The 14,173-nt window shown below is 43.6% G+C and carries 14 protein-coding genes; 6 read left to right on the forward strand and 8 right to left on the reverse strand.

The window, feature by feature from the left end:
* Positions 1-70: 70 nt before the first annotated feature.
* The 4 genes from KCTCHS21_RS32120 to KCTCHS21_RS16880 all read left to right on the forward strand — a co-directional run bounded on the left by KCTCHS21_RS32120 (position 71) and on the right by KCTCHS21_RS16880 (position 3,881).
* Positions 71-688, forward strand: a complete 618-nt coding sequence (locus tag KCTCHS21_RS32120) for a dTDP-4-dehydrorhamnose 3,5-epimerase family protein (RefSeq protein ID WP_130610718.1) — start codon at positions 71-73, stop codon at positions 686-688.
* Between the two features lie 13 nt (positions 689-701).
* Positions 702-1,700 (forward strand): NAD-dependent epimerase/dehydratase family protein, encoded by a 999-nt coding sequence (locus KCTCHS21_RS16870; RefSeq protein ID WP_130610721.1) that lies wholly within the window; start codon positions 702-704, stop codon positions 1,698-1,700.
* 97 nt (positions 1,701-1,797) lie between these two features.
* Entirely contained in the window at positions 1,798-2,355 is a 558-nt protein-coding gene (locus KCTCHS21_RS16875) for a PadR family transcriptional regulator (protein ID WP_130610724.1), read from the forward strand.
* Positions 2,352-3,881, forward strand: a complete 1,530-nt coding sequence (locus KCTCHS21_RS16880) for a DHA2 family efflux MFS transporter permease subunit (protein ID WP_130610727.1) — start codon at positions 2,352-2,354, stop codon at positions 3,879-3,881. The genes KCTCHS21_RS16875 and KCTCHS21_RS16880 overlap by 4 nt, the downstream gene beginning before the upstream one ends.
* A 19-nt stretch (positions 3,882-3,900) precedes the next feature.
* Here KCTCHS21_RS16880 and KCTCHS21_RS16885 read toward each other — a convergent pair whose 3' ends face one another.
* The 5 genes from KCTCHS21_RS16885 to KCTCHS21_RS16905 form a co-directional block, all read right to left on the reverse strand.
* Entirely contained in the window at positions 3,901-4,497 is a 597-nt protein-coding gene (locus KCTCHS21_RS16885) for a DJ-1/PfpI family protein (protein WP_130610730.1), read from the reverse strand.
* 401 nt (positions 4,498-4,898) lie between these two features.
* Positions 4,899-5,402 carry a DUF1854 domain-containing protein gene (locus tag KCTCHS21_RS16890; protein ID WP_130610733.1) on the reverse strand — a complete coding sequence of 168 codons (504 nt, stop codon included), beginning with the start codon at positions 5,400-5,402 and terminating at the stop codon, positions 4,899-4,901.
* Positions 5,402-7,591 carry an ABC transporter ATP-binding protein gene (locus tag KCTCHS21_RS16895; protein ID WP_130610736.1) on the reverse strand — a complete coding sequence of 730 codons (2,190 nt, stop codon included), beginning with the start codon at positions 7,589-7,591 and terminating at the stop codon, positions 5,402-5,404. The genes KCTCHS21_RS16890 and KCTCHS21_RS16895 overlap by 1 nt, the downstream gene beginning before the upstream one ends.
* A gap of 308 nt (positions 7,592-7,899) precedes the next feature.
* On the reverse strand, positions 7,900-8,661 hold the full coding sequence (locus KCTCHS21_RS16900; RefSeq protein ID WP_130610739.1) for an ABC transporter permease: 762 nt from the start codon (positions 8,659-8,661) through the stop codon (positions 7,900-7,902).
* Positions 8,658-9,410 carry an ABC transporter ATP-binding protein gene (locus KCTCHS21_RS16905; RefSeq protein WP_130610742.1) on the reverse strand — a complete coding sequence of 251 codons (753 nt, stop codon included), beginning with the start codon at positions 9,408-9,410 and terminating at the stop codon, positions 8,658-8,660. The genes KCTCHS21_RS16900 and KCTCHS21_RS16905 overlap by 4 nt, the downstream gene beginning before the upstream one ends.
* A 163-nt stretch (positions 9,411-9,573) precedes the next feature.
* On the opposite strand from KCTCHS21_RS16905, the gene KCTCHS21_RS16910 reads away from it, so the two are divergent.
* The gene (locus KCTCHS21_RS16910; protein ID WP_130610745.1) at positions 9,574-10,428 is read left to right on the forward strand and encodes a manganese catalase family protein; all 855 of its coding nucleotides are present in this window, start codon (positions 9,574-9,576) and stop codon (positions 10,426-10,428) included.
* 79 nt (positions 10,429-10,507) lie between these two features.
* Here the strand turns inward: KCTCHS21_RS16910 and KCTCHS21_RS16915 are convergent, their stop codons facing one another.
* Entirely contained in the window at positions 10,508-11,425 is a 918-nt protein-coding gene (locus KCTCHS21_RS16915; protein WP_232057862.1) for a serine hydrolase domain-containing protein, read from the reverse strand.
* A 171-nt stretch (positions 11,426-11,596) separates the two neighbouring features.
* On the opposite strand from KCTCHS21_RS16915, the gene KCTCHS21_RS16920 reads away from it, so the two are divergent.
* Complete coding sequence (locus KCTCHS21_RS16920) at positions 11,597-12,034, forward strand: hypothetical protein (protein WP_130610751.1); 438 nt, start codon at positions 11,597-11,599, stop codon at positions 12,032-12,034.
* A 749-nt stretch (positions 12,035-12,783) separates the two neighbouring features.
* Here KCTCHS21_RS16920 and KCTCHS21_RS31945 read toward each other — a convergent pair.
* Both KCTCHS21_RS31945 and KCTCHS21_RS16925 read right to left on the reverse strand, forming a co-directional pair.
* A complete protein-coding gene (locus tag KCTCHS21_RS31945; RefSeq protein ID WP_269472713.1) occupies positions 12,784-12,915 on the reverse strand; it encodes a hypothetical protein in 132 nt (43 codons plus the stop codon).
* Entirely contained in the window at positions 12,912-14,060 is a 1,149-nt protein-coding gene (locus KCTCHS21_RS16925; RefSeq protein WP_130610754.1) for a cation:proton antiporter, read from the reverse strand. The genes KCTCHS21_RS31945 and KCTCHS21_RS16925 overlap by 4 nt, the downstream gene beginning before the upstream one ends.
* Positions 14,061-14,173 lie beyond the last annotated feature (113 nt).

Raw genomic sequence — 14,173 nt, forward strand, 5'->3', positions numbered from 1 at the left:
AAAGACTATAAGATACGTCCAAAAGCACATAAGATAACGCACCATTTATTGATAGCGAGGGGCTTATCCTATGACTGAGGCTCGAATAAACCGCATTGATGATACCCTAATCGCGGAACCTTTAACTATTCCAGGCTGTCTAAAGATTTTTCCAAGGGTGTTTCGAGATGTGCGTGGAAGGTTTGTTAAAACCGTTCATCGCGATACATTTTCACAATACGGTTTAACCTCGTGCTTCCAAGAACAATACTACTCCTTCTCTCGAAAAGGGGTTTTGAGGGGGTTACACGTTCAATTACCTCCTGAAGAACATGTCAAATTAGTAGCTTGCGTTCACGGAGAGGTATTGGATATTGTATTGGATCTTCGGGCGGGATCCCCAACATATGGAAAATACGAACAAATAATACTTGATGGGGAATGCGGGACGATGGTCTATATTCCTGCGGGTGTTGCACATGGCTTTTATGCCTATAGCGACTCCACCCTTCTGTACCATGTCACGTCACAGCATAATCCTACTCTCGATAAGGGTATTCACTGGAATACAGTAGGCATTTCATGGCCGAATAAGCAGCCCATTTTATCGGAACGAGACAGGACCTTCCCCCCTTTTTCAGAGTTTATAAGTCCATTTCGCTTTAACCCCACTTGTCCAGAAACGGCAAAGGGGATATCGATAGAATGAGCCCCTCAAAGAAATGGTTCCCATCCTAGCAGGAAAAGAGGTCCTTCTGATTCCAACCACAAGATTTAATGAAACGGTCGTTGTCACTGGAGTCAGCAGTTTTATCGGAATGCACCTAGCCTGCTTCCTAACAGATTATTTTCAACGTGTAGTGGGTACTTGCGGAAGAGAATTGAATCAATATGACCAGCTTCGTACGGAACGTCTGAACCAAGCCATCCGTCGGGGAGTTAAGCTTACTTCCTTGGATTTAACCCATCCAGTGGAAATAGATCAATTCATTTCAGCAGAACGTCCGAACATCTGGATCCAGCACGCTGGTCATGCTAAGGATTACACATCGCCTGATTACGATATGAATCTTGGTCATCAAGTTAACGTCGCACCTCTTGGGTTTATATATTCTAAATTACGCGAGGTAGGATGCCGAGGAATCATTATTACCGGCTCATGCATGGAATACAGCGATACTACTGATGCATGCAGGGAAGATGATGCATGTTTGCCCTCCACAGCATATGGGCTGTCTAAGTTAACCGAAACTATCCGTTCCTGCCAGCTATCTATGCAATATCAAATAAAGTCACGTATTGTAAGAGTCTTTATTCCGTATGGAAAGTGGGATGCCTCGGGAAAGCTCATAAATGAAGTCGTAAGCTCTCTCCTTCAAAACAAGCCCATAGAGCTTTCGTCTTGTATACAAAAGAGAGATTTCATTCATATCGATGACCTGGTAAGAGGATATCTAGCTTGTATAGAGGATTTGAACCGAAATTCGCTCTATGAAATTTACAATTTATGCAGTGGAGAAGCAACCACAGTAAAAGAAATGCTATTAAATATAGCACAGGTGTTAGAGGCAGATCCCTCTCTTCTACAGTTTGGGAAACGAGCATTAAGAACCGGGGAATCACTCGCTTGCTATGGCTCCAATATAAAGGCCAGTACTTATTTGAACTGGAAGCCTCAAACTCGTAAAGAGGCTTTGCGTCATTTCTTAAAGGATAGCTAGCGGGCGGTTCCATTGCCCAAATACATATGTTGACTCAGTATATATCGATTCGATATAATAAACTCAATAAATAAACGAGTTAGGGGCTAGAATTGGATTGAACACACAACATGTAATACTCGGCTTGCTAAAAAAACGCTCTTTTACGGGATATGAGATGAAGAATTTATTTGAGACAGTATTTTCGTTCTTTTTTGATGCAAGCTTCGGCACGATTTATCCTGCATTAAGCAAGATGGAGCAGCTAGGCTATATTACTAAAGAAAGCATTGTACAAGACAAACGACCGAATAAGAACGTGTACACAATCACGCCCGCAGGCATAAAGCAATTTGCAGAGTATATGAATAGCCCTGTGGAGAAGGAAACGGTAAGATCTGATTTTCTAATGAGGATGTTTTTTGGTGAATTTGCTCAAGAGGAAGCATCAATTAATTGGATCAAGGAAGCTATAGCGTCGGATAGCGAAGATTTAGAGAAACTGGAAGCCATGAAGAGATCTGCTTTAGCTATTCCAATTGGGTTTTCAACTAAACTGATTGGTTTAGAGATTGGAATTGAAACAACTCGCGCACGACTCAAGGTACTGCAGGAAAGCTTGCTGAAATTAATAGATTTAACCAATCCTAATATGAGGCAAGGAGATCAACAATGAATGAAGTAACCAAGAAAAGTACTGGCTTAATTATTCTCTCTATTGCATTAGGATTATTGATGTCTTCCCTCGACAACACTATCGTCTCTGCCAGTATTACTAAGGTAATCGAAGATATTCACGGGTTCGACAAGGTGGCATGGGTATTTACTGCTTATATGCTTGCTGCCACAAGCACGATGCTGGTTTTTGGTAAAATGTCGGATTTGTTTGGCAGAAAACGGTTTTACTTAATCGGAATTTCTCTTTTCTTAATCGGCTCTGCTCTATGTGGAGTGGCTACAACTATGAATCAGCTTATTTGGTTTCGGGTCATTCAAGGGATTGGCTCAGGGGCAATCTTCCCCATAAGCTTTTCGATTATCTATACGATTTTTGCAGATCCGAAGCAAGCAGCTAAGCTTTCTGGGGTGCTGGGAGCCGTTTTCGGCTTGTCCTCGGTAGCCGGACCACAGCTCGGCACATGGATATCTGAGAATATCGGCTGGCGCTGGTGCTTCTATGTCAATCTGCCAATAGGAATTGCTTCTTTCTTTATTTTACTGTTTGCCCTAAAAGAATCTCGGTCAGAGAAGAAGCCGAAAATCGATTATTTAGGAACATTTCTACTCATCATTTCAATTGTATCTATTTTGTTAGGCTTGGAATTCGGGGGTAAAACCTATGCATGGGATTCCTGGCAGATCATCGGTTTATTCCTTATTGGACTCATTGGAACGATTGCTTTTATCGCCGTGGAACGGAAAGCAGAGGAGCCTGTTCTACCACTAAAAATATTCAAAAGCCGGATGGTTACAGGTACGAGTATTATCTGTTTTTGCCAAGGTGTTATTATGTTCTCGGCGATTAGCTATTTGCCGTTATTCTCCGTTATTGTCTTAAAGCATGCTAACTCGAATGAAATTCTTACACCTATGATGTTTTCACTTATTGTAGGAGCGATTACATTCGGAATGCTTCAATCCAAATTTGCTTTCCGTACCTTGATGGCATTTTCGATGATAATGGGTTTAATAGCTGCCTTCTTACTTATGAACCTTTCACATGAAATTAGCAATTTGCAAATGACTTTGCTTATGATTTTGCTTGGATTTGGGGCGATCGGTCCGATAATGAGTGTGGGGCAAAATGCAATTGCCGCCAGTGTGGAGACTCGATATATCGGCGTCAGCTCTTCCATTGTTGGCTTCTGGCGGAGCATGGGAGGTGTCATGGGAGCTTCTATTATGGCCGTTCTCGTGAATAACAGCTTGAAGGATCAAATTACAACGGGAGCAGCTCAATATAATCTAAATGCAGAGCAAATGGCAAGCCTGACGAAATCTGAAAATCTGATCCATCTGCAAAATCTAGCTCCTGAGCTTGGTGAATTTGTGCGTAACGCCCTAGGTACAGCGATTAATAAAGGGTTTATTGTTGCGGCTATTCTATTAATCATTGGTGTTATTGCTTCTTTGATGGTTGGACCTGCACGTTTGAGTAAAAAGCCAGAAGGTCAGGAAGCAGGAGTCAGCCATATAGCTTGATGAAGTTATAATGAAGTCATTATTCATACCAATCGTACTCCATTATTCTAGCTGCTTCCAACGCTCTGTCTTTACCCAGTAGCTTCTCAATCACATATAAGGAAGCGTCAATCCCGGCGGAGATGCCAGCTGAAAGAATGATTTTACCATTGTCGACATACCTAACGTTCTCAATGATTTCGGCTGATTGTGGTGCTACTTCTCTTAATTCATTCATCGCAAGACGATTTGTGGTGATTTTCAGTCCATCTAAGAGATTGGCTTTAGCTAAAATTAGTGCACCAGTACACACCGAAAAGACAAGCTCTGCTTCATTCGAAACTTCTTTAATCCAATTCGTGATCGTTTCATTGTGCATCTCATGTCTTGCCCCCCTACCACCAGGAACTATTAATATATCGGTACGCGGGCAATTATTAATCGTATAGCTTGCATTGATGCTAAGATTGCCTAAAGCATTTACTGGATTTTCTAGCTCGGCGACAGTATAGACATTAAAATCTTGTCCTCGATTACTTCCAGTAATAAACACTTCGAATGGTCCAGTGAAATCCAATATTTCCACACCATCGAAAACAAAAATGGCCACATTTCTTGCTTGCTGCACCTGTCCCATGAGATCACATCTCCTATTCATTTAATTACTCAGATTGATAACATTATTGCACAAATAGGAAAATACTTGTAGAAAAAAAATGAACTCCTAAGAGTAATCTTAAGAGTTCATTTTTCTTGCGCGATTATTCTCTTTTAACGAACCCTACCGTTCTTATTACCGTTAAAATGACCTCTTCATTATTCTAACGAACTTCATTGGCGTTATTGAGTCATATTTAGGTGGAACGGAGGTAATTTAATTGATATAAAGTGTCTGGAGTTCGTCAAAAAATAAAAACATAGTATTTTAAGCAAATAAGAGTTACTCAGTTCGTTAACCATAATGTGCTCCGTTAGCTGTTCCGTTATTGGAACAGCCACGGCTCCAGCTTCTAGCCATCTTCCCCATCTCAGCTAAAGCTACAGTACATCGTCTAACCATTTGCGGCTCTGGGCATTAAGCTTCGTCCTGTCTATAATTTCGCATCGTTGACCGTTAAGGTCGGTCAGAAGGATACGTTGATTATTGTGGAACTGTACATGATCGTGCAAATTGCGCATCGTTATTCGTATCGCTCCCGCATCCGTTTCGAGTTCCCACTCCCACAAGTCACCCTTCTCCCTAATACTCTGAATGACGATCACCTGCGGCAAAAAATAGCGTCTTTTCAGCTCCATAGTGAGCTCTTGCCGACTTTCCTCATCTAGCTGGAGCGGGTTTTCAATAACGCCGATTTCTGTGCCATCTACACCACGAACAGAAATATACTGATCGGGATATTGCAGCGGGAACGTGCGATATATTAGTAATTCTGAATACACGGTTCCTTCAATGCTTCCTTGAAGCATGCCCCCCTGGGAGCGGTAAAGCACAATCCTATCAGGCGTTAATGGCCGAAGCTCATAAAGATTCCCTTTGTCCATTAAACCATACTCCCTTTCGGATGTGACTTTTCCTTCTGTGCTTCAACGAGCTGGTAGTAGAGGCCCTCAGAGCGAAGTAGCTCCTCGTGGGTGCCTACCTCGGCCACTTTCCCCCGCTCCAACACAATAAGCCGATTCGCATCCCGTAGTGTTGACAGTCGATGTGCGATAGCAATCGTAGTTCTTCCTTTGACAAGCCTAGATATCGCCTCTTGGATTTGCCGTTCCGTTTCTGTATCAACCGACGCAGTCGCTTCATCAAGGATGAGTATCCGTGGGTCATGCACAATGGCCCGCGCGATAGCTACACGCTGCTTCTCGCCACCCGATAACCGATGACCGCGCTCTCCAACACGTGTATCGTAGCCATCTGGCATACGAACGATAAAATCATGCGCATTCGCAATCTTAGCAGCGCGCATAATGTCCATTGGCGAAGCATCGGGCTTCGCATAGGCAATATTCTCAGCAATCGTACCGTCGAACAGGAATGTCTCTTGCAGCACGATCCCGATTTGACGGCGCAGGTCTTCCTGCTTCACCTTACGCAAATCTACTCCATCCAGCTTAATACTACCTGAGGTTGGATCATAGAATCGGCAAAGTAAATTGATAAATGTAGATTTTCCAGCACCAGAATGTCCGACTAATCCGACCATCTCACCGGCGCCAACTGACAAGCTAACTTCCTTCAACACAATTCGGTGTGATTCGTACCCATAGCTGACCTTATCGAATACGATTTCGCCGCGCACCTTACCAAGTGATTGGGCTTCCGGATCATCCGCTACATCCACCGGAGTGTCCACAATTTCAAATACCCGATCAGCTGCCGAGAAAGCCTGATTGGTCCAGTTAACCGCCTGACTAAACCACTGCAATGGACCAAGGAACATTCCGAGATAGACAATGAAGGCCATCAGAACACCCAGTGTTATGCTGCCATCAAGCACGGCACGACCGCCATAATACCAGGTTAGCAGCACGCCAGTTCCAGCAAGCAAAGCGAATATCGGGAATGCCGCAGACCACAAGCCATCCATCCGAATATTTTGCACAACTGCATCCTCACTGGCTTCCGCATAACGCTTTTTCTCCGCTGTTTCTTGACCGAATGCTTTCACCACGCGAATACCAGAAAGAGAATCACCAACCTGCACATTCATGCGAAAGGTCGAGCGCCAATGGCGGTACCATCTCCTTCTGACCTTAGGCCAGATACGTGTGGAAAACAATATAATGAGCGGCATCGGTAAAATCGCCAACACCGTCAATTGCCAATCCATAGAAAGCATCACAAGAATAATAGCAATAAGCTTAAGCGCATTACCCCCCACCCACATTAAGCCATCCGTCAGAAATTGCCTCATCGATTCTGAATCATTGTTAACACGGCCAATAAACTGCGAGGTCTGGCGGCGATCGAAAAAAGCGAGCGACATCCCCATGAGCGCGTTATAAACAGCCGTGCGGATGCCCCCCATCATTTTGGCACCAATCCAAACACCCAAATAGCCGCGAATGATTTGTCCACCTGCAAGCACCACCTCCGTACAGGCCAAACCTGCAACGAGCCATATCAATGCGCTGCCCATATTACCTGGCTGTAGTACATCGTCGACAATGACTTTGGTCAAATAAGGAGGGATGAGTTCAATTAAGGTCGTAACGACCAGTAAAGCCGCCGCAACCAACATTTGCTTTCTGTAAGGTTTTGCGAAATCAAGCATTCTCATTAGGACACTACTCTTGCTTCGGCAGGCTGGGCACTTGCTGTCATCGATTGGCAATAGCTTACCACAATCCGGGCATATCCTTGGAAAATCACTTTCCTGAATATCAGGTAACGCTTCACCTTTAGACAATGCCGTAATCAGCTTCGCTGCAGTTCCAAATGCTGCTGCGTAGTTTGCTGTATAGCTTAGTAGCACGCTTCCTCCCTCAGTCGTATCTACAACGAGCATGCCACCGCCAATTGCTTCGATCGTCCTAGCACCCAGCAAGCCTGCAACCGGCAGCCTTTTCTGTTCAATACCTTCAAGATTCCATACTGATACATGCTGCGCTGTCACTATAAGCCATAACGGAATAAACTGACCGGATTCATTCAAATCCGTCTTCGCGCAATAAATGACTTCCTCATCCAATTGTGTGCGAATTGCAGATGGGAGCTGTTCAACGAGCCACATAAAACGCCTCCTTCATCACTGTTGTCGAAATTCCCGTTTCACTGCTCACCCTCATACTTTAGCACAGCAAACAACTAGCCAAGCAAAGCGTCTTTTGCTGTCCTTGAGACTGCGAGGTTCAGGCCAATCGCTCACAAAAACAGACCGGAACTATGAACCCGGTCTTCTCCTTAAGCAGAGTCAATAATGATATTCATTATCAGTATATGGGGTGATCTCAATAAATAAAATGGATAATTATTACGAACTTAATGGACTTTTTAGAACCTATGTTAGGATTACGCTTCGTATTAATACTTATCGCCTTTTCATTTTCCATCCTGAAGTGGTTTAAGCTGTAGCTCTTTCGTAAACAGCAGCCTGTAGCTTAGAACACTCAAGAGAATACTCGTAATGGCCGCAGAACCAGTGAAGGAAAAAACAATAAGAATTTGATAGCGCACTGCTTCTATCGGATCTGCACCTGCAACAATCATACCTGTCATCATCCCCGGCAATTGAACGAGTCCGACTGTCTTCATACCGTCGATAGTTGGGATCATGCTGAATTTAACCGACCGTTTTCTGACCTCCTGCAATGCCTGTGCTGCCGTAGCTCCAAGCGTGAGCAACGCTTCAATCTCTCCCCTCGATGCCTGAGCCTCCCGCTTCATTTGATTCACGAACAAGCTTGCAACTACCATGGCATTCCCGATCGTCATCCCGCTAAGAGGAATGATGTACTGGGGAGTCGATTCAATAATATTCAGACTTAGCAGCAACCCCATCATAAGAAGTTCCGTAGTTGTAAGCGCTAGAGCGATCCGCCAAGTGATCCCGCGCATACCTGCCCCGCGCTTTGCTGCATTCCAGGATGCTACTGTAATCATCAGCGTAACAATCAATAGTAAATACATGACATTATCTGCTCGAAAAATATATTGAAGCGCATACCCGATAGCCAGTAACTGCACAGCCGAGCGTATGGTACCGACAGCAATCTCTTTTTCCAAACCGAGCTTCTGCCAGACCGAAACAAGCATAGTCGCCAAGACGAATAATAGTGTAAAGCTAAGTGCAACTAATGTCATAGCTTCTCCCCGCTGACCAGAAGGCGAATGAAATCTCTACCCGCCTCTGTTGTTGGTTGTCGGAAAAAATCCGTCGTCCGCTGATTCTCCAGCAACGTGCCACTAGACATAAACCAAGTTCTATCGCTTGTGCGAGCTGCCTGTTCCAAATCATGCGTAACCCAAATGATCGTTGCCCCCTCTTCCTTATGCCAACGAACCAGTAATTGCTCCACAGCTCTTGCGCTAATGCTGTCCAATGATGCCGTAACCTCATCGAGCAGCAGCACAGAAGGACGCAACAGTAGAGAACGTATAAGGGCGATACGCTGCTTTTCTCCTCCAGATAGCTCACTGGCGTTCTTATTTCTGTCCAGCCCGTCCATAGCTGCTTCCTCTAGCAGCTGTGCTGCAAGCTTCTCATCATATGTACCGCCGTGCAGACGACTGGTCGTTCGCAGATTGTCCTCCACGCTGCCCGGTAGCATAACCGCTTGTTGAGCGACATAACAGATTTGTTTTCTCCATAGCCGTGATTCCTTCTTAAGATAAGAGACTCCTTCGTAAAGCATATCGCCTTTATCAGGTGTTTCGAGCAACGCCATCGTGCGCAGCAAGGTGCTTTTACCTTGTCCCGAGGCACCAATGACCGATATCCGCTCCGGCTGCTGGATTTCCGCAGACACTTCAGCAAACAGATAAGAGGTTTCCTGATTTCCCTTGTTCCATGACTTCTTCGCCAACTGTTGAATTTCTAGTATTGCAGTCAATGCCTAGCACCCCCTCTCGATTCTACTACGCCAAGCATAGCTCTTGAATAACCAAGAATAATATTTCTTCTTCTTGGGATCATAATCCTGTTGTTTAAAAAACCTTCCATTCCCAGACTGTTTGATAAAATCGATCGTAGAAACTCTAAAGGAGTGGACCCTATTGTATTACTATAAGGAAGAGTTAATCAATATTATTGAGCCAGACAAGCCCGATCCTGGTGCGGCAAAGGTGTTGCAGGAAGCACTTGGAGGACAATTCGGCGAGATGCGGACGATGATGCAGTATTCTTTTCAAAGCGCCAATTTCAGAGGCAAAGAGAAACAATTTCGCGATCTTATTCGGGGGGTGTTCCTAGAAGAAATCGCTCACGTTGAGCTAGTACAGAATACGATCAATCAGCTCTTAAACGAGTCTGGCTTATCCTCTCCTGGAAACGCTGGTGCGAACGAGGCTCCGATCGACGAAACTGTAAAGCTTGCCAATCCTCACCATTACATCATGGGAGCTAAAAGTTCCTTGCCCCTAGATGCTGGCGGCAATCCGTGGAATGGCTCTTGGGTATACAGCCACGGAAATTTGATTGCGGATTTGCTTAATAACGTCGTCCTTGAATCGACAGGTGTGCTGCAGAAAACAAGAATATACGAGATGAGCTCGAACAAAACATTGCGAGAAACGCTCGGATTTCTCATCGTCAGGGACAACGCGCATCAGAATGCGTTTGCCAAAGCGCTTGAAACATTGGGTGTAGATTGGGGCAAGTTGTTCCCTGTGCCGAACTACGATATTAACAAATATCCCGAGTGCCGTAAGTACATCGATAAGGGCTATCACAATGTTCAATTTAATTTCCGCTTGGATGAAACTCGAATAGCTGAAATCTTCCAAGGCGAGAGCCCTAGCCGGAATCACGGTTCTCTCTCTGTCACACCTCCCCCTCAAGGCTTTCCTGTACCGCAGCTTCCTGACATGCCAAATGAGCACAGCCCAGGATTAGTTGACATGCTTAGGTAATAAAATATAGTTACGAAAAACTCCCAGTCCTTCGTTGGATGGGAGTTTTTGTCTTCATAAAATATGCTTGGTTACTCTCCTAATGCAATATGCTTCTAATAATCTGCAATGGTTTAAGCGTATCACCATATGTATCGCTAGTTACTGTGATTATTATTCCTTTGGATGGTGCCACACATATATACTGCCCACCCATCCCCATAGCGAAGTAAAATAATTCAGAATTTGAAGTTTCCGAAATCCACCAATGCCGACCGTAATGACCAAAATGGTAGTATCTCGTGTATTCAGGCTCAGTTGAGAAAGCGATCCATTCCTCGCTTATCAGCTGCTTGTTACCCCATCTCCCTTTTTGGAGATACAATTCACCGAATTTGTGCATGTCCTGAACAGTGAGATGCAGTCCAAACCCGCCGATATTAATTCCTTGTGGGTCTTCGTGCCATATATAGTCGCTAAATTTCAGTTGAGAAAACAAATGCTGATCGGCAAATTCTCTCGCACTTTTGTTCGTTGTTTTTTGCAAAATGGCTGATAGCAGGTGGCTGCAACCAGAATTATAATTCATAGTTTCGCCGGGAGTGCTTATGAGTGGTCTATCCAGCGCATACTTGACCCAGTTAGAGCTATGGATCATTTCTGGCCAACCTCCCCACTCTCCCATCTCGGGCCAATCGAATCCAGCACTCATTGTAAGCAGATGGTCTATAGTAATTAGCTGCTTTCTGTGGTCGGGATCATTTTTGAGTGAAGGGAAAAATTCAACAATCGGGGTCGAAAGGCTGGGAATCACCCCCTGGTCATGTGCTATACCAATGAGGCTGGAAGTAATACTTTTTGTGCATGAGTTGATTTTGTGCTGTTTCTTTTCTGATTTCCCATTTTTAAAATACTGAAATAAAAGTGCATCATCTTTGCTTATTAAACAGCTATGGATTTTCTCCTTTTTTATTACGTCAGATAAATGCTCTATTTTCTCGTTCCATTTGATGTGCAAATGTTCACCTCTTTTTTCTGAGCGTGTACTCTTAAACCTAATTATAACCATTTCGAGGAACTAATGGGTTAGTAATATGAGTGGGAAGTAAAAATGTTGTACATGCCTACACTTATAGATTCGTTCTGAATATGTTATCAATAACAAATAGCAGAAGGAGGTAATTCATGAATGAGTACATTCTTAGATGCTCGAACTTCACAAAACGCCTCAGCTTACGCTTCGATATTGATTCCTTTTCCGGCTGTAGATACATCCGTATTGATAGGTGTTATCGGACTTCAGGTAATCAACCCAACTGGTGTAATAAGAACCCAGTTTAGTGGAATTATAGGCTTAGCCTTTCCCATTCCTGGAAGTGGACCTACGGATATTGAGATTAGCGTTGTTCGTGGATCTGCTTCGACAGATTTGGAAGTGTTTGCATTGAAACGTACATTTAACGTGGGTGACACGGGTATTCAGGTTCTTAATTTTTCGGGAGCTGATTACAATGTACCGCCCCCCGTTTCGCAACAATTGGTCTATTCTATGTTCGTGTCCTCTTCAACCCTTATTCCAATCCGTAACGGACCTGAAAGCTTTCTCGGTGCAGTATACTGTGACTAAAATAAATGCATCGAGCCATAAATACAATAAGACCAATTCTAAAAAGATGTTAGAATTGGTCCCTTGTTTATTGCGTGAGAAAAGCAATTATAAGTTTATCGATATAAAATTTTGAATGTCCTGAGTAAATTTTTTCGAGTTGTTAATGGAATAATAACGAGAACTATTTTCCAAATATGAAAGGCTAGTATCGTCTAGTCTTACTGAAATAAGTATGTTGCTAGGAACTTCAATCCCCGCAATTCTTATACTTATATATTGATCTGAAGCGACACGAGGAACACCGTTTAATGGGATATTTACATTTCTAACATACTTCTGCCCTTCTAGTAATTGCATCATACTATTCTTTTGTTCTCTATCGTCAATAAGGTACGTTCGACCATTTTTATAAATAGTTAGATTATAATCCGAATCTGAGCTCTGAAGCTTCAATCGCGTAGGGGCCAAATACAGGACTAAGAATACGATAACTATTCCAAGACATAAAGAAATAACTAGCGTGACAGATTTCTTCTGCCTCTTCTTAATTAGGGAATAAATTATGTATGTTAGTACAACCGGTATTAAAAGAAATAGAGTTATTATCATGACACTAAAAATACTAGACACGCAAATGCCCCTCCTTAACCAATGGGTATAACCACCTTAATTTATAACAAATGGTAATTATATTATAACATCCCAATAATTTTTTGAAAGGGCAATCGCCTCTTCTCCCACAATCCCCTCACCATCGTCGCAAAATGCTACTTTAAGCTCACCTTATCCAACAAACTCCCCGCCATCGTTGCAAAATGCGACTTTAAGCCATCTAGCAGCAGCTCACCATCAAAGCGCCCTACCATAGTTATCAGCGCAGCCATCCCCATGCAACTCATCGCTGAACCTCCTTCTCGCGGAAGAACAGCTTAAGTAGCGGCGGCGTAACAAGTGTTGTTGCAATAATCATGATTACCACTGATGTGAAGTATTGTGGTAATACTAATCCAGCCTGTAGCCCCGTTGCCCCGATTATCAAGGCGACCTCTCCTCTACTTACCATGCCAGATCCAATAATTAAGGATGATCTAGAATTGAATCCTGTCATCCGCGCGCCAATCCAGCCTCCGAATAGCTTCGTTATACATGCAATAATTGTAATAATGATAAGAAACCCCCACTGCTCACCAATACCTTCGAATGAAACATTCAAGCCGATGCTCACAAAAAAGACAGGTACAAATATTGAGTAAGCGATAGGTTCAACTTTTTGCTCAACAGTGTGCTTATATCCGGTTTGAGAGATCGCGATCCCTGCAGCGAATGCGCCGATTATTCCAGCCATCTGCAGCCACTCTGCAAAATAAGCAAACCCAAAGCAGATAACAAGCGCTGCCGATATTACTGCCTCTGTTACTTTGAGTGGTGCCATCCACTTCATAATCTTTGGAACTACGAACCAACCAGCAACGATAATAACGAAGAAAAACAGAAGTTTTTTTCCAATAAGCAAGCCAATAGAAATGTCATTCCCTGTTCCAATAACGCTCATCATAACCGCAAGTAGGATGACTACGAGCACATCGTCGATTACCGCTGCCCCAAGAATGGTCGTTCCTTCACGGGTATTCAGCTTATTCATTTCCTTAAGTACTTGCACGGATATACTCACTGATGTTGCACAAAAAATAATACCGAAAAATAAAGCATGATTCTGGCTAAAGCCAAAGGCAACCGCTGCACTATAGCCTCCGATAAAAGGAAGAATAATTCCGCCTACCGCAACCGCAAAAGCCGATTTCCAGTTTTTCCGCAGCTGCTCAAGATCAGTTTCTAGTCCAGCGATAAACATGAGAAGGAGCACACCGATTTCGGACAGCTCATTGATAAAGCTTCCTTGCTCTATCCATCCAAGCACCGCAGGGCCTAATAATATACCCACTATCAGCTTTCCTAGCACAGCAGGCTGCCCAATTCGAACAGACAGATCTCCCGCAACCTTTGTAAAAAATAAAATCAACACTAAGTAAAGTATGAATTCCATAAGCCCGCCTCCAGATGTTTGTTCTATTGTGTCCTGAAAAATAAAAAGAAGGAGCCCTTGGTGACAGGCTCCTCCATTACTGCTATCCGATATGATGTTATTCATAATCATAT

This window comes from Cohnella abietis (assembly GCF_004295585.1).
GTDB lineage: Bacteria > Bacillota > Bacilli > Paenibacillales > Paenibacillaceae > Cohnella > Cohnella abietis.